Genomic DNA, 20,222 nt, shown 5'->3' on the forward strand with positions numbered 1-20,222 from the left:
ACTATTTTATATTAAAAAAAGAAAATGAATAAAAATCTAACATTACTCGCGATGATGTTTTTCTTATGGGGAAATATCACGGCCATTAACAGCGTGCTGATCATATTTTTCTACCAGTATTTTCATCTGTCATGGTCGCAGTCTATTTTCATTACCGTTATTTTTTACGTTGCCCCTTTTCTGACCTGTCTGCCCTGCTCAATGCTGATTGAGCGCCAGGGATACCGTAAGGTACTGCTGCTGTCGTTAGCGTTGTCAGTTGCGGGATGTCTGATGTTCGCCCTGGCATTGCAACTGGATTCCTTTGCCCTGTCACTGCTGGCGATGTTTGTCGTGGCGACGGGCGTGGCGGCGATGCAGGTCGTCGCCAATCCTTATCTGACGTTGCTTAGTGCCCCGCACAAACGGATCGGCAATCTGTGCCTGGCCTCCGCCGTTAATTCGCTGGGAACCACGCTTGCCCCTATGCTGGTTGCGCTGCTGCTGGCGTTTTCCCCCGTCGATATCCTGGCACGCGAAGAGCCCATCAGCGCGCTCTGGCTTTGCCTCGCCTTCTTTTCGCTGGCGCTGATTGCGGGTGTTTTCTGGATCCACCTGCCGGATGTGGCGCGCCCGGAAAAAACCGCATCGGGGACGCATAACGCCTGGAAGAACAGAGAACTGCTATTCAGCGTGGCGGCGATTTTTATCTATGTCGGCGTCGAAGTGAGCCTTGCGACCAGTCTGGTCAAATATCTCATCACAATCGGCGGCTGGAGCACCACTGTCGCGATGTCGCTGGTCTCTTTTTACTGGGGAGGCGCGCTGGCCGGGCGTTTTCTTTATGGTTTTCTCGCCGATAAAACAGGCAATTACACGCCATTTCTGGTGGCGACGCTGGCCTGCGCAACGGCGGTGATCATGGCGATATGGCTGAACGATATCACCGGTGGTTACCTGCTTATCCTGACCGGCTTAGGGAACTCGATTCTGTATCCGATTATCTTCGGGCACACCATCAACAAAAATCCGGCAATCGCCAACATTTCTGCCGCCGCAATGGTGATGGCTGGGATTGGCGGCGCGATCATTCCCTTATTGCAGGCGGTCTGCATTGACGGGCTCAATCTCCGGTTCAGCTTTTTATTACCGGTCGTGCTGTACCTTCTGCTGGCGCTGTGGGGGCGGCTGAATCTCCGCCCCCTCGGTACATCAACTTAAAGAGTAATGACTGTCTCATGACTCTGCGGTGTCACCACCACGCCCAGTTCACTTCCCCGATGTGAACCGCCGCGAATACCGCTAATTTGCGCAATGTTACGCAGGCACAGCGTCCAGCTGTGTGCATCGCCATTCCCCGTCACGGTGAGGGTGTTGCCATTGCGCTTAGCGGTCAGCGTAAAGGCAACCGAACCATCCGCCGCAGGGACTTCGCAAACGGCTTCACGTCCCTCATCGAGAGCGAACAACTGGAAGGCGGTGCCTTCGTTCCACGCGTAATCCGGCTTTTGATGATTACTGCCCAACGCCAGCAGAGTGTTGTCACGCACGTACACCGGCAGACTCAGGAAGTCATGCTGCTGTTTGTGCCAGCGACTGCCCTGTACTTCGTCGTTGCGCCACAGGTGCGTCCAGCGTCCCTCCGGCAGGTAAAACTGCACGTCACCGGCTTGCGAGAACACCGGTGCCACCATTACAGAATCACCCAACATATACTGGCGGTCGAGATAGTCGCATGCCGGATCGTCCGGAAACTCCAGTATCATGGCGCGCATCATCGGCGTGCCCCGCTCATGCGCACGAACCGCCTCCCGGTACAGATACGGCATCATGCGGCACTTCTGTTCGGTGAAGTAGCGCACCACATCGCAGGATTCATCGTCATACGCCCAGGGCACACGATAGGATTTGCTGCCGTGCAAACGACTGTGGCTGGAGAGCAGGCCAAACGCACACCAGCGCTTATAGACGTGCGCCGGCGCGGTATTCTCGAAGCCGCCGATGTCGTGGCTCCAGAAACCAAACCCGGACAAGCCGATAGACAAGCCGCCACGCAGGCTTTCCGCCATTGACTCATAGTTGGCGTAGCAATCGCCGCCCCAATGCACCGGGAATTGTTGTGCACCCACGGAAGCGGATCGGGCAAACAGGACCGCTTCTTCTTCACCCACGGTCTCTTTCAGTACGTTCCACACCAGTTCGTTGTAGATGTACGCATAATGGTTGTGCATTTTCTGCGGATCGGCACCATCAAACCATTGCACATCGGTCGGGATACGCTCGCCGAAGTCGGTCTTGAAGCAGTCAACGCCAATATCCACCAGGCCTTTCAGCTTGTCGGCGTACCATTTGCAGGCATCCGGGTTGGTGAAATCATAAATTGCCAGCCCCGGCTGCCATTTATCCCACTGCCACAACGAACCATCCGGACGCTTCAGCAGATAGCCTTTCTCTTTTAGCTCACTGAAAATCGGTGATTTCTGTCCAATGTACGGGTTAATCCACACGCAGACCTTCAGCCCCTTCTCCTTCAGCCGACGAATCATTCCTTCCGGGTCCGGGAAGGTCACCGGGTCCCATTCGAAATCACACCACTGGAAGGCTTTCATCCAGAAACAGTCGAAGTGGAAAACGTGCAGCGGCAGATTGCGCGTTGCCATGCCGTCAATAAAGCTATTTACCGTCGCTTCATCGTAGTTGGTGGTAAACGAGGTGGTCAGCCACAGGCCAAATGACCAGGCAGGCGGCAGCGCCGGACGCCCCGTGAAGCGGGTATAGCGGTTCAACACTTCTTTCGGCGTCGGACCGTCGATCACGAAGTATTCGAGATATTCCCCTTCGACGCTGAACTGCACTTTCGACACCTTCTCCGAACCGATTTCAAACGAGACGCACTGTGGATGGTTGACCAGTACGCCGTAGCCACGGTTAGTCAGGTAAAACGGGATGTTTTTGTAAGACTGCTCGGTGCTGGTCCCGCCGTCGCGGTTCCAGGTTTCTATCGTCTGGCCATTGCGCACCAGTGCGGTGAAGCGCTCGCCCAGACCGTAAACCGTTTCGCCGACGCCCAGATCCAAGCGCTCGAACATGTAGTTCCGCTGCGTGTCGGTGTCCTGCACATAGCCGTTGTTCTTTAACTGGCTACCGGTGATGCGCACGCCGTTACGCAGGAAATCCAGCGACCAGAACTCACCTTTGGTGACGCGTACGCTTAAGTTACCGCTTTTCAGTTCAGCCATGTCGGCGGTGTTTTGGATGTCGACTTTCACGTCCTGCAAAACGTTGAGCGGGTAATGCGGACCGTTATCCAGCGCCCCCTGAAAGTGTTCCATGCGCACGCCGACAATCCCTTCCTGCGGCGAAAAGAAACGCAACGTAAACAGCGGTGTATCCAGTTGCCAGGTGCGTTCACGGACGTCACGCGGCGCGGCATAAACCACCAGTTCGTTACCGTGCTGTTCTACATCAAACACCTGGATCGGATGCGTCAAATTAAGGCCCGGCTGAATCAGCCAGTTCCCGTCGCTAATCTTCATACTCTGTTCCTTTAGTTCTGAAATTCGTTATGCGTAAATTCTTGCTGATTGCGGCGCGCGCCCTGTGCCAGTTGGTCAAGGATATTTCTCAGGTAAGGCGTTTTCAGGGTGTAATAGCGTTTGGCAATCACGGCGCTCAGCAGGTAACAGATGGCCGGGACGATCGTGAACAAAGCAATAATGATGCTGAGGGTGGCACTGTTCTGGGTTTTCGCTGCCGCGTCGTAACCGCCGCCCGCCAGCATCCAGCCAATAAGTGCGCCACCGAGCGCCAGACCCAGCTTGAGCACGAACAGGGTGCCCGCAAAACTGATGCCGGTCAGACGTTTACCGTTGCACCATTCGCCATAGTCGACGGTATCGGACATCATCACCCACTGGATTGGCGTCACCAGCTGGTGCAACACGCCGATCACGAAGATAAAGACGAACATAGTGATGTTGGCCTGCATCGGGACGAAGAACATCGCGAGGCTAACCACGGCCAGCGCCGCATTGGTCCACCAGAAGATGCTGACTTTGCATTTCCAGTCAGTGAGGGGTTTTGCCAGCGCGGAGCCAATCAGGTTACCGACGCAGTAGGTGGTAAGGAAGGCGACAAACACCTCCGGCGTTCCCAGGATCCAGGTGACGTAATACATCATCGCGCCACCGCGCACGCAGACGGCGAGGATATTGAGGATGGTCAGGAGTCCCACGATCCGCCACTGGTCGTTTTGCCAGATATCGCGCAGATCTTCGCGCATCGAAGTGGTGCTTGGCGGTGCTTCCACACGCTCTTTCGTCGTGAAGAAGCAGAATGCCAGCATCAGGAACGCCACCACGGACAACACCGCAATCCCGCCCTGGAAACCCAGCGCTTTGTTCTCACTGTTAATGAAATTCACCAGTGGCATCATCAGCACGGTCGAGAGCATCCCACCCGCCGTCGCCAGCACAAAGCGCCAAGACTGTAAGGAAATACGCTGCGTTGGGTCGCTGGTGATCACCCCACCCAGCGCGCAATACGGGATATTCACCACGGTATAAAGCAGCGTCAACAGCGTATAGGTGACGGCGGCGTATATCATCTTACCGTTCAGGCTGAGGTCCGGCGTGCTGTATGCCAGGACGCAAACCACACCAAACGGCAGTGCGCCAAACAGCACCCACGGTCGGAATTTTCCCCAACGAGAGCGCGTTCGGTCTGCCAGCAGTCCCATGCACGGGTCAGAAATGGCGTCCAGCGCGCGCGCCAGTAAAAACATGGTGCCGACAAAACCGGCAGGGATACCGAAAATATCGGTATAGAAAAACATCATATAAAACATTACATTATCGAAAATAATATGACTGGCCGCGTCACCCATCCCGTAGCCAATCTTCTCCTTAACAGACAAAACATGATTAGTCATAACATTTCCTTTGGCGCTCCCATGCGCACTGGTACCGGTTACCGTTTTTGTAAACCATCCCGTTGACCGCGAATATTCCGATATCTCGTTATCAAATTACGATTCTTGTTTTCTGTGATCGCGGTTGCGCCAGAAGATGTGAGGAAATGTAACTAGAGGAATTTATGAGGATTTATATGAAACTGATCATGGTAAGGAGAAAGGGAAGTTAAAAAAGTGAGTGAGGGGGTGTGGAAACGTCAGGAAGTAGCTATAATGCGCCCCGCCTCCATGTAGCAATGCAGGCGCGGAAGATCGTCGTCTCCGGTGAGGCGGCTGGACTTCAAATCCAGTTGGGGCCGCCAGCGGTCCCGGGCAGGTTCGACTCCTGTGATCTTCCGCCAGTTTGCCATGCCCTATCCCTGCTTCAAAAAGCCTAAAACCCCTTCTGCATTCGTGTTTCGTACGATTCGAATCGCATCCCTTACAACGCCATCACCATCTCGTGCCACGCCATCCCGCCGTGATCGGATTCTGATGGTTTGACATAGCGATAGCCAAAATGGGCATAGAGATCGACATGGCGGTCTTTACACATCAGGTGGATTGTCTGTTTGTGCATCGCTTTCATCCGCGTCACAAACTCACGCATCATCAGTGACGAGTAGCCTTTCCCCTGAAAATCCGGGTGTATCACCACCGACATAATCACCGCATTGGGCGCATCCGGATCGTGCCCCACCAGTTCCTTAAATTCCTCATCAGACATCACTACCTCCCAGGCGCATCCGGCATTGATAAAGCCTGCCACCTCACCGTTCAGTTCCATGCACATAAATCCCTGCGGATAGCGCTGGATACGGATGGCAATCTTTTCCCGCGTTGCGGCCTCATCACCTTCATAGGCAAGCGTTTCAATCTCATAACAGCGGTCAACATCGGCGGGCGTGGCCTGACGGAATAGCGGAGTGGACATGCGTTTCCCTTTTACTGAATCAACTGGAGAGCCTCATCATACCTGCTGACAACAGGGTTTACGCTGATTGTATTCACATGAAGAATGAAGGATATGCCCGGCGCTGTGTTATTCACCGGGCCATTTGTGGATGCGCGAGCAGATCGACGCGCTGCGTCATGGAATCAGAGAACCGGGTAATCCAGATACCCTTCTTTCCCACCGCCGAAAAACGTCTCTTTAATGGGCGCATTCAGCGGCACGTCATTTTTCAGACGATGCGGCAGATCCGGGTTGGCAATAAACGGGCGACCAAAACCGATCAAATCGGCCCAGCCGTTCGCCAGCGCCTCTTCAGCACGCGCTTTGGTGTATTTACCGGAATAAATTAGCGTGCCGCGGAAGATAATGCGCAGCGCTTCTTTAAACGCAGCAGGCATGACCGGCGCATCTTCCCAGTCCGCTTCTGCGATATGAATATAGGCTATGCCCAGTTCGTTCAGCACGCTGGCCGCCGCCAGGTAGGTCGCTTCCGGCGTGTCATCTTGTGATCCCATCAGCGTGGTCAGCGGTGCGAGACGAATGCCCACGCGTTCTTTACCTATCGCCGCAGAGACCGCAGTCACCACCTCTCGCATAAAGCGCAGACGGTTTTGCAGCGCGCCGCCGTAGTCGTCATCACGCAGGTTGGCCTGCGAGTCAATGAACTGGTTGATCAGATAGCCGTTCGCCCCGTGCAGTTCAATACCGTCGAACCCCGCGGCGATAGCATTGCGCGCCGCCTGAGCATAGTCATTGACGATAGCCGGGATCTCTTCCCGCGTCAGGGCACGCGGCATGTCATGCTGCACCATCTCGCCGACGCCATTTTCCGGGCCGCGCCCTTCCACATCGACAAACACTTTCACCCCTGGTGCCTGAATGGCAGAAGAAGAGACCGGCGCCGCACCGCCTGGCTGCAAAACGGTGTGTGAAACACGACCGACGTGCCACAGCTGAGCGAAGATTTTACCGCCCGCCTTGTGCACGGCGTCGGTGACTTTTTTCCAACCGGCAATCTGCTCATCGGAATAGATGCCCGGCGTCCAGGCATAGCCCTGACCCTGTTGGCTGATTTGCGTGCCTTCGCTGATGATAAGCCCCGCGCTGGCACGCTGTGCGTAATAGTCCGCCATCATGTCAGTCGCGACGTCGCCTGCCCCGGCGCGAGAACGCGTCATCGGCGGCATAACAATCCGGTTTTTTAACGGTAAAGCATTCAGCGCATAGTGATCGAATAACATAATGGGTTCCTCTCGCGATTATTTATACAGTTCAGCACTCATGGTGACGGTGTTGCCCATGCGTGCGCTGGTGATTTTGTATTCAGAAGCGTTCATCTCTTTTGCTTTTTGCGCGATGACTGCTTCCGCAGAATCCAGCGTGGTGCCAGAAGCCGTAACGCTCTGCGCTGAGGCGTTAAACGCCGCAGCAGAGAACAGAGAAGCGGTAAAAATAGCGATAATGGTTTTCATGTTTATATCCCAGAGTAAATTGATGATTTGGCGTTGATTAACGCGTTGGAAGAAGAATACGCCTGCTGTCTGATGACATAAACGATACAAATGACAATAGACTATTCTATTTTTGTTAATAATCAGAAGTGGGATGGGGCGCGGAACCGTTCGGCTTATCTGCTATCATGCCCGTAAATAACGTCGAAAAAACAAAGCCGAGGAAAGTATGGGGTCCACCAGAAGAGGGATGCTGAATGTCCTGATTGCCGCCGTTTTATGGGGAAGTTCAGGGGTGTGCGCGCAGTACATCATGGAGCAAAGCCAGATGTCTTCACAATTTTTGACCATGACGCGTCTGATCTTTGCCGGCTTAATTCTGCTAATGCTCTCCGTGGTGCACGGCGACAAAATCTTTTCTCTTTTCAAAGATCGCAAAGACGCCCTGAGCCTGCTGATTTTTTCTGTCGTCGGCGCGCTGACGGTGCAACTCACCTTCCTGCTGACCATCGAAAAATCCAACGCCGCGACCGCGACCGTGCTGCAATTTCTGTCGCCAACCCTTATCGTGGCCTGGTTCGCGCTGGTGCGTAAGGCCCGTCCCGGCGTGCTGGTGCTGACCGCCATCCTCACTTCGCTCATCGGCACCTTTTTGCTGGTAACGCACGGCAATCCCACCTCGCTGTCTATTTCGCCTGCCGCGCTGTTCTGGGGAATCGCCTCGGCGTTTGCCGCCGCGTTTTATACCACCTACCCGTCAGCGCTGATTGCGCGCTACGGCACCTTGCCGATTGTCGGCTGGAGTATGTTAATCGGTGGGATGATCCTGCTGCCGTTTTACGCTGGAGAGGGCACAGACTTCGTGGTTAATGGCAGCCTGATCCTGGCGTTTTTCTACCTGGTGGTGATTGGTACGTCGCTGACGTTCAGCCTGTATCTGAAGGGGGCGCAGATGATTGGTGGACCGAAAGCGAGCATTTTAAGCTGCGCCGAACCGCTGAGTAGCGCCCTGTTGTCGCTGCTCTTGTTGGGCATAACGTTCACCCTGCCAGACTGGCTGGGTACGCTGCTGATTCTGTCTTCCGTGGTGTTGATCTCAATGGACTCCCGCCGCCGCGCCAGAACGGCGTAACATAAAAGAGTGGACGCACGAAAGCACCGTCCACTCTGCTCCTTTCAACATGTCGCTTTAATATTTATTAACCTTTTGTATAGTCTGCAATTTTTTTGATCAATCAGTTTACGCGTCAGCGCCCAACGTTCCCGATAGACAAGCTTGTCGCTCACCTCAAGCTCAAGCGCGATTTCTTTAACAGACATCCCCTGCAATAAGTGAAAGACGATTTGCTGTTCGCGCAGCGTGAACAAAAAACTTCGTGAGCGGCATTTTTTATTACCACTGATCACGGCATCACAGTGCACCATGAAAGCCTCTATGCGCTCCCTGATCGCGTTGAGATCTTGCAGCCCTGCGAACGACAAAAAAGAGGTATTTTCGGGTTTATACATATCCACAAAAAAAAGGATATTGTTAAAACTCATTCGCTTTATCTCTTCTCCTTTTGCCGACAGAGTGATATCACTTTCAAGTACGCGATCGCGTTGCTTATAAGTCACATTAAAACGTAATGAAAATGGAATAAAGTTAATGTACTTATCAATCAGGTGAAATGGAATATCTTCATTGAACTCCGTTTTCAAACCAGATTCATGCAATGCATCTGCAAAAAGCGTGTGAATGGCAATACCATCATAGATGTTTTTTGTCAGATAAATAAACCTGTACCGTAAGGATGAGGAATTAAAATTAAGCATAGCAGTATCCTTCGCATTAGTTTTTATAGGTATTGACCACACCATAATCATCAATCCATGAAAATGTTTTGACAGTACTGTTTCCCGTTGCGCTCTTTGGTAAAACAAGCGTTTTTGTCGACAAAGGTGTGAGGAGACCATCATCAGGTAACTGTTTTATTTTTGTACCGTCTTCGAGCGTAAAATCCATTAATGTCACATGCAAAGGCGAATTATTCTTTACCAACAAACAACGATTCACCCCACAATCTGAGGTGGTTATCTGTATTTTTTTTACACTCTCTTCCAGGGTGTTCGCCGCCAGCGAAAGCGGTCGCCAGAATAACTTTACTCGGGTACGAAAAGCGATCTGCAACGCGCCGGATCCACTCTTGTTATCGACAACTGGCGGGACTTCAAGCGTATTCAGCCAGAATAGCGACTCTCTGTCTCCAGGCAGTGTATGCCGATCGCCAACGAACTGAATACGCACCGCGCGGGATGTGTTGCCTTCAAGCCTGAAAATTGGCGGCAAAATCATAAACGGCGTTTTAATATCCTCTGGACGTTCTAAAAGCGTATTTTTTTCCGTCCACAACTGTAATAAGACAGGCTTCAAGCCTTCATTGTAAACCGTAAAGGTAGACTCACGATCTTTCTCATTAACGATCACTCGAGTGTAATTAATATAGGTTGCCGCCATTGCCGATGATGGTAGCAAAAGTAAAATCAGGAAGTGATTCAAAACATGCATGAGTCGTTTCTTCACGCACCCTCCTTTATTTATAAACCAGAGTGAAAGTAACCGCACCCTTGATATCGCCTGAAGACACATTCGTCTCAGTCTGGTATAAACCTGCCCGTAGCGGCACGGTATAATTCGCGTTATTCTGCGTTGGATCGTAATCAGTCAGGAGATACGCGGTATTAAATGACAGAGGGATGTCCTGGTCGTTCAATAACTGAATCCCTACACCACTGGCTGTTGACGTACTCGCCAGCGCAAAAACACCATTGGCGTTATTAATAATGGCCGAAGTCGGCGTAAATAAATAACTGATACTCGATAATCCCGCCGGGCATTTCGTGAAATTCAGATTAAAATCTGTACGTGCTGCGGTATAGCCTACCCCACCAAAATCCGTCCGGCTGACCGGGGGCAAATTAACCGTGACATCTGAGGTCGTACAGGTTCCCCCCGTTGTCGAAATCACCAGACCGCCCGCCAGAAAATCAGCAATCATATAGGTTCCGCTTCCAACAGAAGTGCTGCCCCCATAAGTCTGGTAATGACGCATGTACATCGGGTCAAAAACGGAGGTGCTGCCCGCCGTCAACGACGTGGAGGTTTTAACAAAGCGAATCTGCACATCCACGCCAAGTTTCCATGAGCTGCCATCGCCTGTCACCGTGAATAACTGCGTTGGCGTCTGATAAACCCCGTTGGCAACGGTGAGTGGATACCAGTCACTGGTTTGCCCTTTAACCGTATAGCGCCAGCGGGCGATATAGCCCAACCCCGCTTTTACCGCGGTGTTATAGACGTTGTAACTTTGTCCATCTACCTGGGTGGTGCCCCAAATGGTATAGGGAGGGTATCCCTGTACGGCCATCGGTATCGCATAACTCTGGTAGCTGGTTCGATGAGAGCAGGTCCAGGCTGTTGGGTTGTAAGAGGTTACCCAGTTTCCCAGTAAATCCCCTACAGCCGCGTCTTTACCCACCTGGATGGTCGTAGAGTCAAAGTACTGGTAGTAGCCATTGGTACGATCGCAATTCACCCATGTTCCGTCAGCACGCGCCACGCCGCACATCGCGACCAGTGTCAAAAAAGAGAGTACGACTCCCGCGACGATAGATTTCATTTTTCACCCCTTAATGACTGGCATACCGCATCAGCGCGACGTAAGTCGGCGGCATTCGCACTTTCTTGTTCCGGTAAGCGGTAGCTGAACTGGCATTCCTGACCTCCAGCACTTCCCCATCTCACGCGCAGTGTGCCCGACAGATTCTTAACACGAGCAAAACTTTGCCCGCCCTGGGCGATATAACCCACAGTATTGCCATGCTCATCCACGACATCTGCGCCAAATGGCAGAGACTCACCGGCATGTTGAAGGGTGAAAAGAACTGAATATCCCTTATCCGTCGCGTATTTCATCAGCACCACCGCACCCGCAGTTGGGACGCTGTTCTGACTGGTGACGTCCAGGGAGACATCATTCGATAGCCCTTTCGGATCGAGTTCGATGGTGTTCTGGCGGTACGGGGAGAGATAAGGCACGGCGGCATTACCGCTACGGTTAAGGCTCAGGCTGCTGTTGTTCGCCACTTTCGCGCCCCCGGCATGTTCTGCTTCGATAACCGCCATGGTGTCACCCATGATCGGCGTCAGCACAATACCGTTTTGCCAGGCGACAGCGCCGCCAGAGAGGTTCATACCATATTGTTGGTAACCCTGACCCGCAGAGAAGTTGCCTCCCATGGTGATCCAGGGTGACGTCCAGCTTCCACTGGCCCCGCCTGTGGTTTTACTGCTGCTATGGTCGTAATAATCCTGATTGGCGAACGCGCTCCAGTTATACTGGCGGTTTTCTCCAGACGTTCCGGCGATTGAGTTTTGCAGTCCCCGGTGCCCGCTCTCCTGTACATAGGTGGAGTTGAGATACGCTGAGCGCGCACTGTTCCCGAGGGGTAAAGAGATACCAATCGCAATTTTGTTGTCCCATTTGTCTTTGACTAAATCGCGGGTACGACTGGCATTAAGGTTAAAATTGAACCACTTAAACGCATTGGTGTAGCCCAGTTGATACTCGGTGTCGCGCCCACTTTTATTCCAGTAATCCTGGGTACTGGCGCTGATGTTAATACTCCCCAGCGTATCTGAAATGGTTTGCGTCGCACTGAGTTGCAGCCGATTTTTGCGGTTAATGCTGCTGGAATAGGCGCCTTTATCCGTTCTCTCCAGGTCACGCATCAGCATTGCGTCGTCAATATCGTAATAACCCGAACTGGAATAGCGATAGCTCGCCAGCGTGATGTTGGTATCCACGACAGGTAAGATCTTGGCAAATGAAAAACGGATGCTTTGGCCTTCACGTTTGCTGTCATCCGCAAGCGTCGTTCGGGCATGCGTGATATCAGCAGAAAAGGCACCGACTGGGGTATTGAGCGCAACACCACCGGCGACAGATTGATAATCTTCCCCCCCAATGGCCCCGGTGTACGTGGTCAACAGGTTGGTGAAACCATGACGAAATGTCCCCATCGCAATCTGCGGCTTTTCATTCACTGAGGAATTTCGATAGCGCCCAGCCATCAGCGAATAGCGACTGGTTCCCGGACGCAGCAATTCAGCGATGGAAGCGTAGGTGACGGTAAAGCTGTGCTCGCTTCCGTCTGCCTCTTTGACGGTAACCAGCAAATCGCCCCCCGTGCCGTTGGGGTACAGATCGTCAATACGGAACGCGCCAGGCGGTACGGTCGATTGATAAATGCGTACGCCGCGCTGACTGACGCTGACCAGGGCATTCGTGTTTGCAACGCCTGTAATGACTGGCGCATATCCACGCTGCGAATCCTCATACATACGATCGTCAGAAGTCAGCATCACGCCACGAAAACCGACGCTGTCAAAAACCTGACCATCGGTGGTGGAATCGCCCATCACCAGCTTACTGCGTAACGGGATAATGCCGCGCTCAAGGTAAGTGCTGGTTGAGTCATATTGCCAGCCCTTATCATTGTTCCAGTTAAAAATACCGCGATAGCGTAAGCGCCACGCATCCCAATTGAGTCCTCCCATCAAACCTAAATACTGGGAAGACATGGCATCTGACCCGGACATCTCTGCATGCCATGCGTTGTAATCATATTGCAGTGTCGCCGCAGGAATGCCGTTATCCCATAATTCCGGATTCACATAGCCACGCACCTGGCGAAGTAGCCATATCTGAGGCGCCTGCACATTAATACGCTGCGATGTTACATCGTAATAGGCTGTTAAATCGGGAGAAATATCATTAATACGTACGCAGCCGTCATCATTTTTGAGCAACTGACGCATTTCTGGTTCAATTTTATCAATATCGATACCCAACATGGATACCAGTTTTAACGTAAAACAAGGTCTGGCGACGAGAGTATTACTTTTGTCGTTTTCAAATTTAACGTCGCCGCGCCCTTTCCACTTGTCATTCACATAAAGATCAACATGATATTGTCCCTGAGGGACAGGATTTCCCCGTGAATAATTACTTACATCAATCGCTGAACGCAAAAAATCACTATTAAACTGCACGTCATCGGTGTCAGCAAAGGCAACCTGAACAGAAACAAAAGAAAAGATAATGAATTGAGCAATGTGGGTTATTCTCAGAGAACAAGAAATAGCATTATGGGCTATTCTGTAATTTATGCTCATTTGTTGTTTCTCCACCATAATCATTTATTACACTGTAAAAAAATGAAGCATCATTTAACCTTGCTGATTTTTTATTAGCGAGGGGGAATACGATTTCACTTTTAGGGTTTACCATCCGCTGGCTAAAATTCTCTACTGATGCCAGAACGTCGGACTCTTTTGTCTTACGAATCTCAATCTTGTTAAAGGTGATGTAATAAGGAGAATCGTTGACGACTTTTACATTGTTCCCTTGTAGGGATAGTTTTAGTTCTTTATATGACTGCAATGGTGTTGGCTGCAGATTATCCGGACGATAGAATAATTTTATACGGGTACGAAATGCCAACTGCATACGCGTATTCCCCGACGTCGCGGCCTGTGCTTTTGGCGGAATCTCCAGCATGTTAAACCAAAAGACAGACTCCCTGTCCTGTGGTAATGCTGGGTTTGTCGCCATGATCCGCACCGCCTGCCCTTTAGCCGGGTCAATACGAACCACAGGAGGCGTAATGAGAAATGGAACCGAGACTTCTCCAGGTTTTGCCCGTGGATTACCATCGTCCATCCATATTTGTAAAAGATAAGGATTACTCCCCCGGTTTTTTAGCTGTACCGTCGACTCCTTGTCTTTTGCATTAAAGACAATGCGTGTTCCATTAATAACAACGTCAGCCATGACGTTCAGTGAGAACATCGAAAATAATAAAACCATACCGGAAGATAATATCTTTAACATCTCGTTACCTCATAATCAGGAGTAAAGGATGTCCCCTTACTCCTGTTTCTGTTACTCGTATACCATGGTGTAATCGACCTGAGTCGTTACGGAACCCGCAGTCGCTGTGCCTGTCGCATAATATTGTGCAAAGTAATTCAGTGAACCGCTGCCAGACGAGATATCAACCGGGATATCATTCTGACCAGCCGTCGCTGAAGCGCCTGCCACAATAGCATTACGATCGGCATTTAATAATTGGACCTGAACGAAAGTCGCGGCATCAGACGCGCCAGTATCAATATTCAGACGGCCGGTTGTGCTATCAACATAGGTACCGGGTTCAAAATAGGTGCTGGCGTTATTCAATGTCGTACCTGAACAGTTGCTCAGTGAAATCGTAAACGGCGTCGCACCGGCTGTTGCCCCTGCTGACGCGAGGGTAGAAGCAGAGACGGTTGGCAGTATTACCGTCGCATCATTACTGCCGCCATCGACAGAAATAGTACAAGTGGTATCAGTAATTTGTCCGTTAATTGTAATAGTGCCATCAACGGCAAATGCTGAAGCAGTAAATGCAGAAGTGAAAACCATTGCTAATGCGGACAACGCAAAATTATATTTACGCATAATTAATTCCCTGTTGTGGTTGATATAAATGAACAGCCTATTGAATGTGTTATTAAGATAAAGCGATTACCGCCCCATCATGAATACGGGTACTGAATAACACCTTTCGGTTCCATTGACATGATATACGCAAAACTTTCATCCGCAATATTAGGATTTTTCAACCAAAACCAATCAATCCAAATGCTTATCGGAAAATAAAGTGCTGCCTTCTATCTACGCTATTCACCCTTATAAATATATCGATAATTAGGTTTTTATAAGACAGTATCGGTTAAAAAAAGATAAAATTTTATAAATCAATTAAATTGATCTAGATCAATACATGGGCCAAAACACATCTAAATCGAACGCATTGAGATCACTTTTAAAACAAAAACAAAAATAATTTAAACAAAAAACATACATTTATTGCCGTATTTTTAGCCAGGAAAACCATTTTTCACGATTACGCGAATAATCCTGATAAACCGACTCAAGTACTTTACATAATGCATTAATAACTAATGATTAATTATGGATGAAACAATCTTTCATTTTTTTGTAAGAAAAATCTTATTTCAATAAAAAACGTAACCATCGTTAACCTGGTGTTGCAAAACCCGTCAATTCCAGGAATTTTCCCGGAACGATCTTTTCTTTTAGTCACATACTTTTTATCAGAATATAAATCTACAGATTACTCATCACAACCTTACAAAAAAGGACAAATGACTTTTAGAAATGGGGTTTATGAGTACAAAAAAGAAGGGAAGTACATTTTTCATTGAAAAATCTGAACACAAGAAAAAGAAGGGATAATTTCAATGCTCGCTCAGGAGAAAGAACGCGCCGTACATTATCGCCAGAAGGACACCTCTGGCGATAAAATTCATTTATCTGAAGGTGTTACCGATCACCAACCCGGAACGGCGCCGCCGTTAAAGATCGTTTCTGCTGCTTTTGCGACTTCAGTTGACTGATAAGACGCCAGAAATTCCTTCACGTTTTCCGCATCTTTATTGTCTTCCCGCGCCACCAGGATGTTCACATACGGCGAATTTTTATCTTCGATAAACACGCTGTCGTGAACCGGAGAAAGCCCGGTTTGCTGAATGTAAGTGGTGCTGATAATCGCCACGTCAACTTTCGGGTCGTCCAGTACACGCGGCAGTTGTGCGCCTTCCAGCTCCATAATCTGTAAATGACGCGGGTTGGCGGTGATATCCAGCGCCGTCGGCAGCAGCCCTTTTCCTTCTTTCAGGGTAATCAACTGCTCTTTTTGCAGCAGCAACAGCGCCCGCCCGAGGTTGGTGGGATCGTTAGGAATTGCCACCGTCGCACCGTCCGCCAATTGATCGACCGTTTTTATTTTTTTCGAGTAGCCAGCCATCGGGAAGACAAAGGTATTCCCCACCGCCACCAGCTTATAGTTGTGCGCCTGATTATCCTGCTCAAGGAATGGGCGATGCTGGAAGACGTTGGCATCCAGTTCGCCATGATTAGTGGCGTCGTTCGGCAACAGCGAGCCGCTGAAACCGACCAATTCGACGTCGAGGCCATACTTCTCTTTCGCCACTTTTTTAGCGACTTCCGCCACATCCTGCTCGGCGCCGTTAATCACACCGACTTTGATGTGCTTGGCATCGCTGCTCTGCTGGTCGCAACCGGCCAACAACAATCCCGCCAACAGTACCGCTGCCCCTGTCCGTAAATGAGGTATCGTCAATTTCACGTTTTTATCCTTTTGAAATAACCGCCTGATGAGTAATGAAATGACTATAGCGGGAAGGTCGCTGCGGTTTAAAAAACGAAAAGGTATCAATAAGAAGAAAAAGGCATAACGGGGGAATCAATGAAAAGCCGACGGCGCTGCGCTGACCACACGCAGCGCCATTCGGTTCAGACCAATGCTTTGACGATCTCCATTATCCGGACGATATCTTCAGGTCGTGTGTTACCGGTTTGCGGGTCGATAATCGATGAGTATAAATGCGGCATTACGCGCGGCACGCCTGCCTCCAGGCAGGTTTGCAATATGACGCCAACGTTTTCTACATCAATGCCACCGGTCGGTTCGATCAGCGTCATGCCGTTACGAGCCGCGGCGGTTGCCAGCACATACAGCTCAGGAAGCGACTTTTCGCCCCCCATTGGGAAGAACTTCGCCGCGTGCGCGCCCATATCCTGCATCATGCGGATTGCAGCATCGCAGGAAACGCGCGCTGGCGTGCCCTGACCGCTGCTCACGCCGGTGGAGATCAGTACCTCGCCTGGCGTGCCCGTCGGGCTGACCAGCGCGTTAATGTGAGTCTGTTCTCCCCCCGTCGCCGCCAGCGCGCCCGCGGCAAAACCACAGCCGGTAAAGGTCTGATTGACGTGGGCCGGATGAACCTTTGATGCAATCATCGCCGCCTTGTAATACTGCGCCGGATCGCCCGCCCCCAGCCCCACGGAAACCGAGGGGACTTCCGCCATCCAGCGTTTCACCTCCTGAACGCCTTCGTTGATTGACGAAAACTGCGCGGACAGAATGCCAATCACCGCGTGTCCCTCGGCGGCGTCATAAATTTCCCGGGCGTTGGCGATATCTTTCGCCAGCACGTTTATCGCCACGCGTTGGCGATAAAAATTAATCTGCTGCATGTTCTGCTATCTCCTTGAGTCGCGCCACAATCAACGCCATTTCCCCCTCAGCGACCGTACGTGGGTCGAGGCTGAAGACGCCCTGATGGAGGTTATAACGCCGTGCGTAAATGGCGATATCGCCACCCCGCAATTGGGCTTCGACTTCACGCGCGTCCAGACCGAGCGCCTGCGCATCAACCCGAACGCGAATACGCCAGATGGCGCGCCCGGCTTCGTCCTGCTCAATATCAGCGGTCAGCCCACGAATGGCCGAAATCGCCTCCGCCGTCGGTTGCAACTGTTCGGCGGTCACTACGGTCTGCCCCTGGTGATAATTTTCCAGCGCATACACCAGCCCGACCATGTTCTCCTTGCCTATTTTCATCGCTCTGGCAATGCCGTGATGCTGCGCTTTACAGGCGGCAATCCACGGTGTCTTGCCGGTGATAAACCCGGAGGTGGGCGCATTGAAGGCTTTCGCCCCGCTGTAGACAACCATATCCGCCCCGCTCGCCACCCAGGCGTGTAAATCCTCCTCGGCGGCGGCATCGACAATCAGCGGCAGGTTATGGATCTGCGCAACCTGCACAAAGTCGTCAATGCTGAGCATGCCCTTCTGCACACAATGGTGCGATTTCACATACAGCAGCGCGGCGGTCTCGTCGGTAATCGCGCACTCCAGTTGCCAGCGCGCCGCGAGGTTACTCGAACCGACCTCCACGACGCGCCCGCCGCCCAGACGAATGGCGCTGGTGATGGGGGCGCCGTAGTCCACGTTATGCCCACGCAGCATCACCACTTCATTAGCCATGCCGCTGCTGTCTGGCATGAGCGCCACTCTGAGCGGGTCGCCGCGGGTAATGGCGGCGGCAACGGCAATGGCGATCCCCGCCGACGCGCAGGAGGTCACGTAGCTGTCCTGCGCGCCGGTAAAGCGGGAAACCAGCTCACCGGTTCGGTCCACCAGCTTATCGATTTCAACAAAGGCGGAGGCCGCCCGCGCTGTTGCCTGCATCACCTGAGGTGCGACGCTGGAGACGCCAAGAATCGTCATTTTGCCGCAGGCGTTAATCACCTGTTTTAGCCCCAGCTGTTGATAGATATTCTGTGTCATGACTTACAACACTCCCAGCAGCGAGCAGACTACGCTTAGTGCCACAATCGACAGCAGAATAGTGGTGTATCGCGGCCCTTTCTTCACCAGAAAGATATAGATAGCAAACACCGCCGCCAGCGGCAGCAGGCCCGGCGCGATGGAGTCAAGGATCTGCTGCACCACCACTTCAGAACCCTTCAGCGCGCTGATTTTCAACGGCGTGGTGATCTTGACGTAGCTTGCCGACAGCGCGCCCATCATGATCAACCCCAGCACGTTCGCGCCGTAGATCAGTTCTTTGATTCGCCCCCCTTGCAGTAACCCGACGATAGAATCACGCCCCAGGGTGTAGCCTTTGTGGATCAGGCCGTAGCTTATTGCCAGCGTGATCGCCGGATAGAGGATCAGCGGTGCAATGCCGCCAAACGCGCTGCCATTGGCGGCGAAAGGAATGAAAATCGCGATGAGCAGCGGCATGACGGCGGCCCAGACGATGGAGTCGCCCATCCCGGCCAGCGGGCCCATCAGACCGGTTTTAATCCCGGTAATTGAGGCATCGCTGATCGGCTCGCCGCGCGTTTTCTGCTCTTCCATGGCAATGGAAATCCCCTGGATCACCGCGCCAAAAGTTTGCTCGGAGTTGAAGAAGTTCAGGTGACGTTTCAGCGCCTCCACCTGCTCCTCTTTTTGTGGGTAGAGCTTTTTGATGATCGGCGTCATCGAGGCGCAGAAAATCAGGCTCTGCAGACGTTCATAAGAGTTGGATACCTCCGCGCCCAGCCAGTAGATAAACCACGCTTTGGTGATATCCGCTTTGGTCAACGCCCCGGTCGTCCGTGCGCGCTCAACCAGTTCATGCTGCATTACGTCGCTGCTCATCATGCTGCTCCTTCATTTTTCGCCAGACCTTTAATCAGGAAGGCCACACAGGTACCGAAGATCGCCATCGCCATGATGTCCACCTTGAGGTACAGCACCGCGAAGAATCCGCCGATAAACCACGGCAGCAGGCTCTTTTTACCGATCACCATAATGGTGATGGCGAAGCCCAGCGCTGGCAGGATCCCGCCCATGATTTCAAAGGAGTGAGTCAGCCAGTGCGGCATCAGTTTGAGGAAACTTTCCACCACGTCCTGACCGAAGTAGTTCGCGGCAAACACTACCGGGAAGCGCAGCGCCAGTCCGAGCAGCGCCGGGTAGAGGAACGCACAGCGCATGATGCCCGACATATTCGCCGTTTCCGCGTGCTTATCGGCCATATGGACCCAGGCGGCGTTCAGGGTACGACGCAACTGGTCGAGGAAAACGCCGATCACGCCGAAGGGGATCGCCAGCGCAATCGCCAGGTTCGGATCCATCCCGGCTTTCACCGCGATGGGAATCGAGATACAGGCTGCCAGCGCCGGATCTGACGGCACGTTACCGCCGGGCGTTGAGGTCACGCCGAGATAAACGAGCTGCATCCCCGCACCGATAATCATCGCTGTTTGCATGTTGCCAAGCAGCAGCCCGACAAAGACGGCCACCACCACCGGCTGAAGCAGCATGGCAGAGAAGGTGTAGCCAAGGCGTAAGCGGGCAAACCAGTAATACAACCCCATGAGGCTTGCAAAAACTAAGGTATCCATAGTGTTATCCC

The 20,222-nt window shown here is 51.9% G+C and carries 18 protein-coding genes and 1 tRNA gene; 3 read left to right on the forward strand and 16 right to left on the reverse strand.

Annotated features, from left to right (window positions below; translation table 11 throughout):
* Positions 1–24 precede the first annotated feature (24 nt).
* A complete protein-coding gene (locus F384_RS19865; protein ID WP_046492252.1) occupies positions 25–1,200 on the forward strand; it encodes an MFS transporter in 1,176 nt (391 codons plus the stop codon).
* On the opposite strand, the gene yicI is transcribed toward F384_RS19865, so the two are convergent.
* Together yicI and F384_RS19875 are read right to left on the reverse strand one after the other, a co-directional pair.
* Entirely contained in the window at positions 1,197–3,515 is a 2,319-nt protein-coding gene (gene yicI, locus F384_RS19870; protein ID WP_046492255.1) for an alpha-xylosidase, read from the reverse strand. The genes F384_RS19865 and yicI overlap by 4 nt on opposite strands.
* An 11-nt stretch (positions 3,516–3,526) precedes the next feature.
* Positions 3,527–4,909: a glycoside-pentoside-hexuronide family transporter gene (locus F384_RS19875; protein WP_046492258.1), complete on the reverse strand. Its 1,383-nt coding sequence runs from the start codon at positions 4,907–4,909 to the stop codon at positions 3,527–3,529.
* Positions 4,910–5,197: 288 nt separating this feature from the next.
* Here F384_RS19875 and F384_RS19880 point away from each other — a divergent pair.
* Positions 5,198–5,292, forward strand: a tRNA-Sec gene (locus tag F384_RS19880).
* 80 nt (positions 5,293–5,372) lie between these two features.
* Here F384_RS19880 and F384_RS19885 read toward each other — a convergent pair.
* From F384_RS19885 to F384_RS19895, 3 genes are all read right to left on the reverse strand, one after another.
* Positions 5,373–5,864 carry a GNAT family N-acetyltransferase gene (locus F384_RS19885; protein WP_046492262.1) on the reverse strand — a complete coding sequence of 164 codons (492 nt, stop codon included), beginning with the start codon at positions 5,862–5,864 and terminating at the stop codon, positions 5,373–5,375.
* Between the two features lie 164 nt (positions 5,865–6,028).
* The gene (locus tag F384_RS19890; protein WP_046492265.1) at positions 6,029–7,126 is read right to left on the reverse strand and encodes an alkene reductase; all 1,098 of its coding nucleotides are present in this window, start codon (positions 7,124–7,126) and stop codon (positions 6,029–6,031) included.
* An 18-nt stretch (positions 7,127–7,144) separates the two neighbouring features.
* Positions 7,145–7,357: a DUF1471 domain-containing protein gene (locus F384_RS19895; RefSeq protein WP_046492267.1), complete on the reverse strand. Its 213-nt coding sequence runs from the start codon at positions 7,355–7,357 to the stop codon at positions 7,145–7,147.
* A gap of 208 nt (positions 7,358–7,565) precedes the next feature.
* Between F384_RS19895 and F384_RS19900 the strand changes: the two genes are divergently transcribed.
* The gene (locus F384_RS19900) at positions 7,566–8,468 is read left to right on the forward strand and encodes a carboxylate/amino acid/amine transporter (RefSeq protein ID WP_046492270.1); all 903 of its coding nucleotides are present in this window, start codon (positions 7,566–7,568) and stop codon (positions 8,466–8,468) included.
* A 44-nt stretch (positions 8,469–8,512) separates the two neighbouring features.
* Here the strand turns inward: F384_RS19900 and F384_RS19905 are convergent, their stop codons facing one another.
* The 11 genes from F384_RS19905 to F384_RS19955 all read right to left on the reverse strand — a co-directional run bounded on the left by F384_RS19905 (position 8,513) and on the right by F384_RS19955 (position 20,211).
* A complete protein-coding gene (locus F384_RS19905) occupies positions 8,513–9,151 on the reverse strand; it encodes a hypothetical protein (RefSeq protein ID WP_046492273.1) in 639 nt (212 codons plus the stop codon).
* Positions 9,152–9,167: 16 nt separating this feature from the next.
* Positions 9,168–9,899 carry a molecular chaperone gene (locus F384_RS28080; RefSeq protein ID WP_162200250.1) on the reverse strand — a complete coding sequence of 244 codons (732 nt, stop codon included), beginning with the start codon at positions 9,897–9,899 and terminating at the stop codon, positions 9,168–9,170.
* A 10-nt stretch (positions 9,900–9,909) separates the two neighbouring features.
* Complete coding sequence (locus tag F384_RS19915) at positions 9,910–10,995, reverse strand: fimbrial protein (RefSeq protein ID WP_052746965.1); 1,086 nt, start codon at positions 10,993–10,995, stop codon at positions 9,910–9,912.
* Positions 10,992–13,577 (reverse strand): fimbria/pilus outer membrane usher protein, encoded by a 2,586-nt coding sequence (locus F384_RS19920; RefSeq protein WP_319424428.1) that lies wholly within the window; start codon positions 13,575–13,577, stop codon positions 10,992–10,994. The genes F384_RS19915 and F384_RS19920 overlap by 4 nt, the downstream gene beginning before the upstream one ends.
* Positions 13,525–14,271, reverse strand: a complete 747-nt coding sequence (locus F384_RS19925; protein WP_052746967.1) for a molecular chaperone — start codon at positions 14,269–14,271, stop codon at positions 13,525–13,527. Before F384_RS19925 ends, F384_RS19920 begins: the two co-directional genes overlap by 53 nt.
* Positions 14,272–14,322: 51 nt before the next feature.
* Positions 14,323–14,880 carry a fimbrial protein gene (locus F384_RS19930; protein ID WP_046492275.1) on the reverse strand — a complete coding sequence of 186 codons (558 nt, stop codon included), beginning with the start codon at positions 14,878–14,880 and terminating at the stop codon, positions 14,323–14,325.
* An 895-nt stretch (positions 14,881–15,775) separates the two neighbouring features.
* Positions 15,776–16,594 (reverse strand): lipoprotein NlpA, encoded by an 819-nt coding sequence (gene nlpA, locus F384_RS19935; protein WP_046492277.1) that lies wholly within the window; start codon positions 16,592–16,594, stop codon positions 15,776–15,778.
* A gap of 167 nt (positions 16,595–16,761) precedes the next feature.
* Entirely contained in the window at positions 16,762–17,505 is a 744-nt protein-coding gene (dagF, locus tag F384_RS19940; protein ID WP_046492280.1) for a 2-dehydro-3-deoxy-phosphogluconate aldolase, read from the reverse strand.
* Positions 17,492–18,601, reverse strand: a complete 1,110-nt coding sequence (gene dgaE / locus F384_RS19945) for a D-glucosaminate-6-phosphate ammonia lyase (RefSeq protein ID WP_046492283.1) — start codon at positions 18,599–18,601, stop codon at positions 17,492–17,494. The genes dagF and dgaE overlap by 14 nt, the downstream gene beginning before the upstream one ends.
* A 3-nt stretch (positions 18,602–18,604) precedes the next feature.
* A complete protein-coding gene (locus F384_RS19950) occupies positions 18,605–19,465 on the reverse strand; it encodes a PTS system mannose/fructose/sorbose family transporter subunit IID (RefSeq protein WP_161215577.1) in 861 nt (286 codons plus the stop codon).
* Positions 19,462–20,211: a PTS mannose/fructose/sorbose/N-acetylgalactosamine transporter subunit IIC gene (locus F384_RS19955; RefSeq protein WP_042323417.1), complete on the reverse strand. Its 750-nt coding sequence runs from the start codon at positions 20,209–20,211 to the stop codon at positions 19,462–19,464. Before F384_RS19955 ends, F384_RS19950 begins: the two co-directional genes overlap by 4 nt.
* Positions 20,212–20,222 lie beyond the last annotated feature (11 nt).

The sequence above is a fragment of the Citrobacter amalonaticus Y19 genome, assembly GCF_000981805.1.
In the GTDB taxonomy this organism is placed as follows: Bacteria; Pseudomonadota; Gammaproteobacteria; order Enterobacterales; family Enterobacteriaceae; genus Citrobacter_A; species Citrobacter_A amalonaticus_C.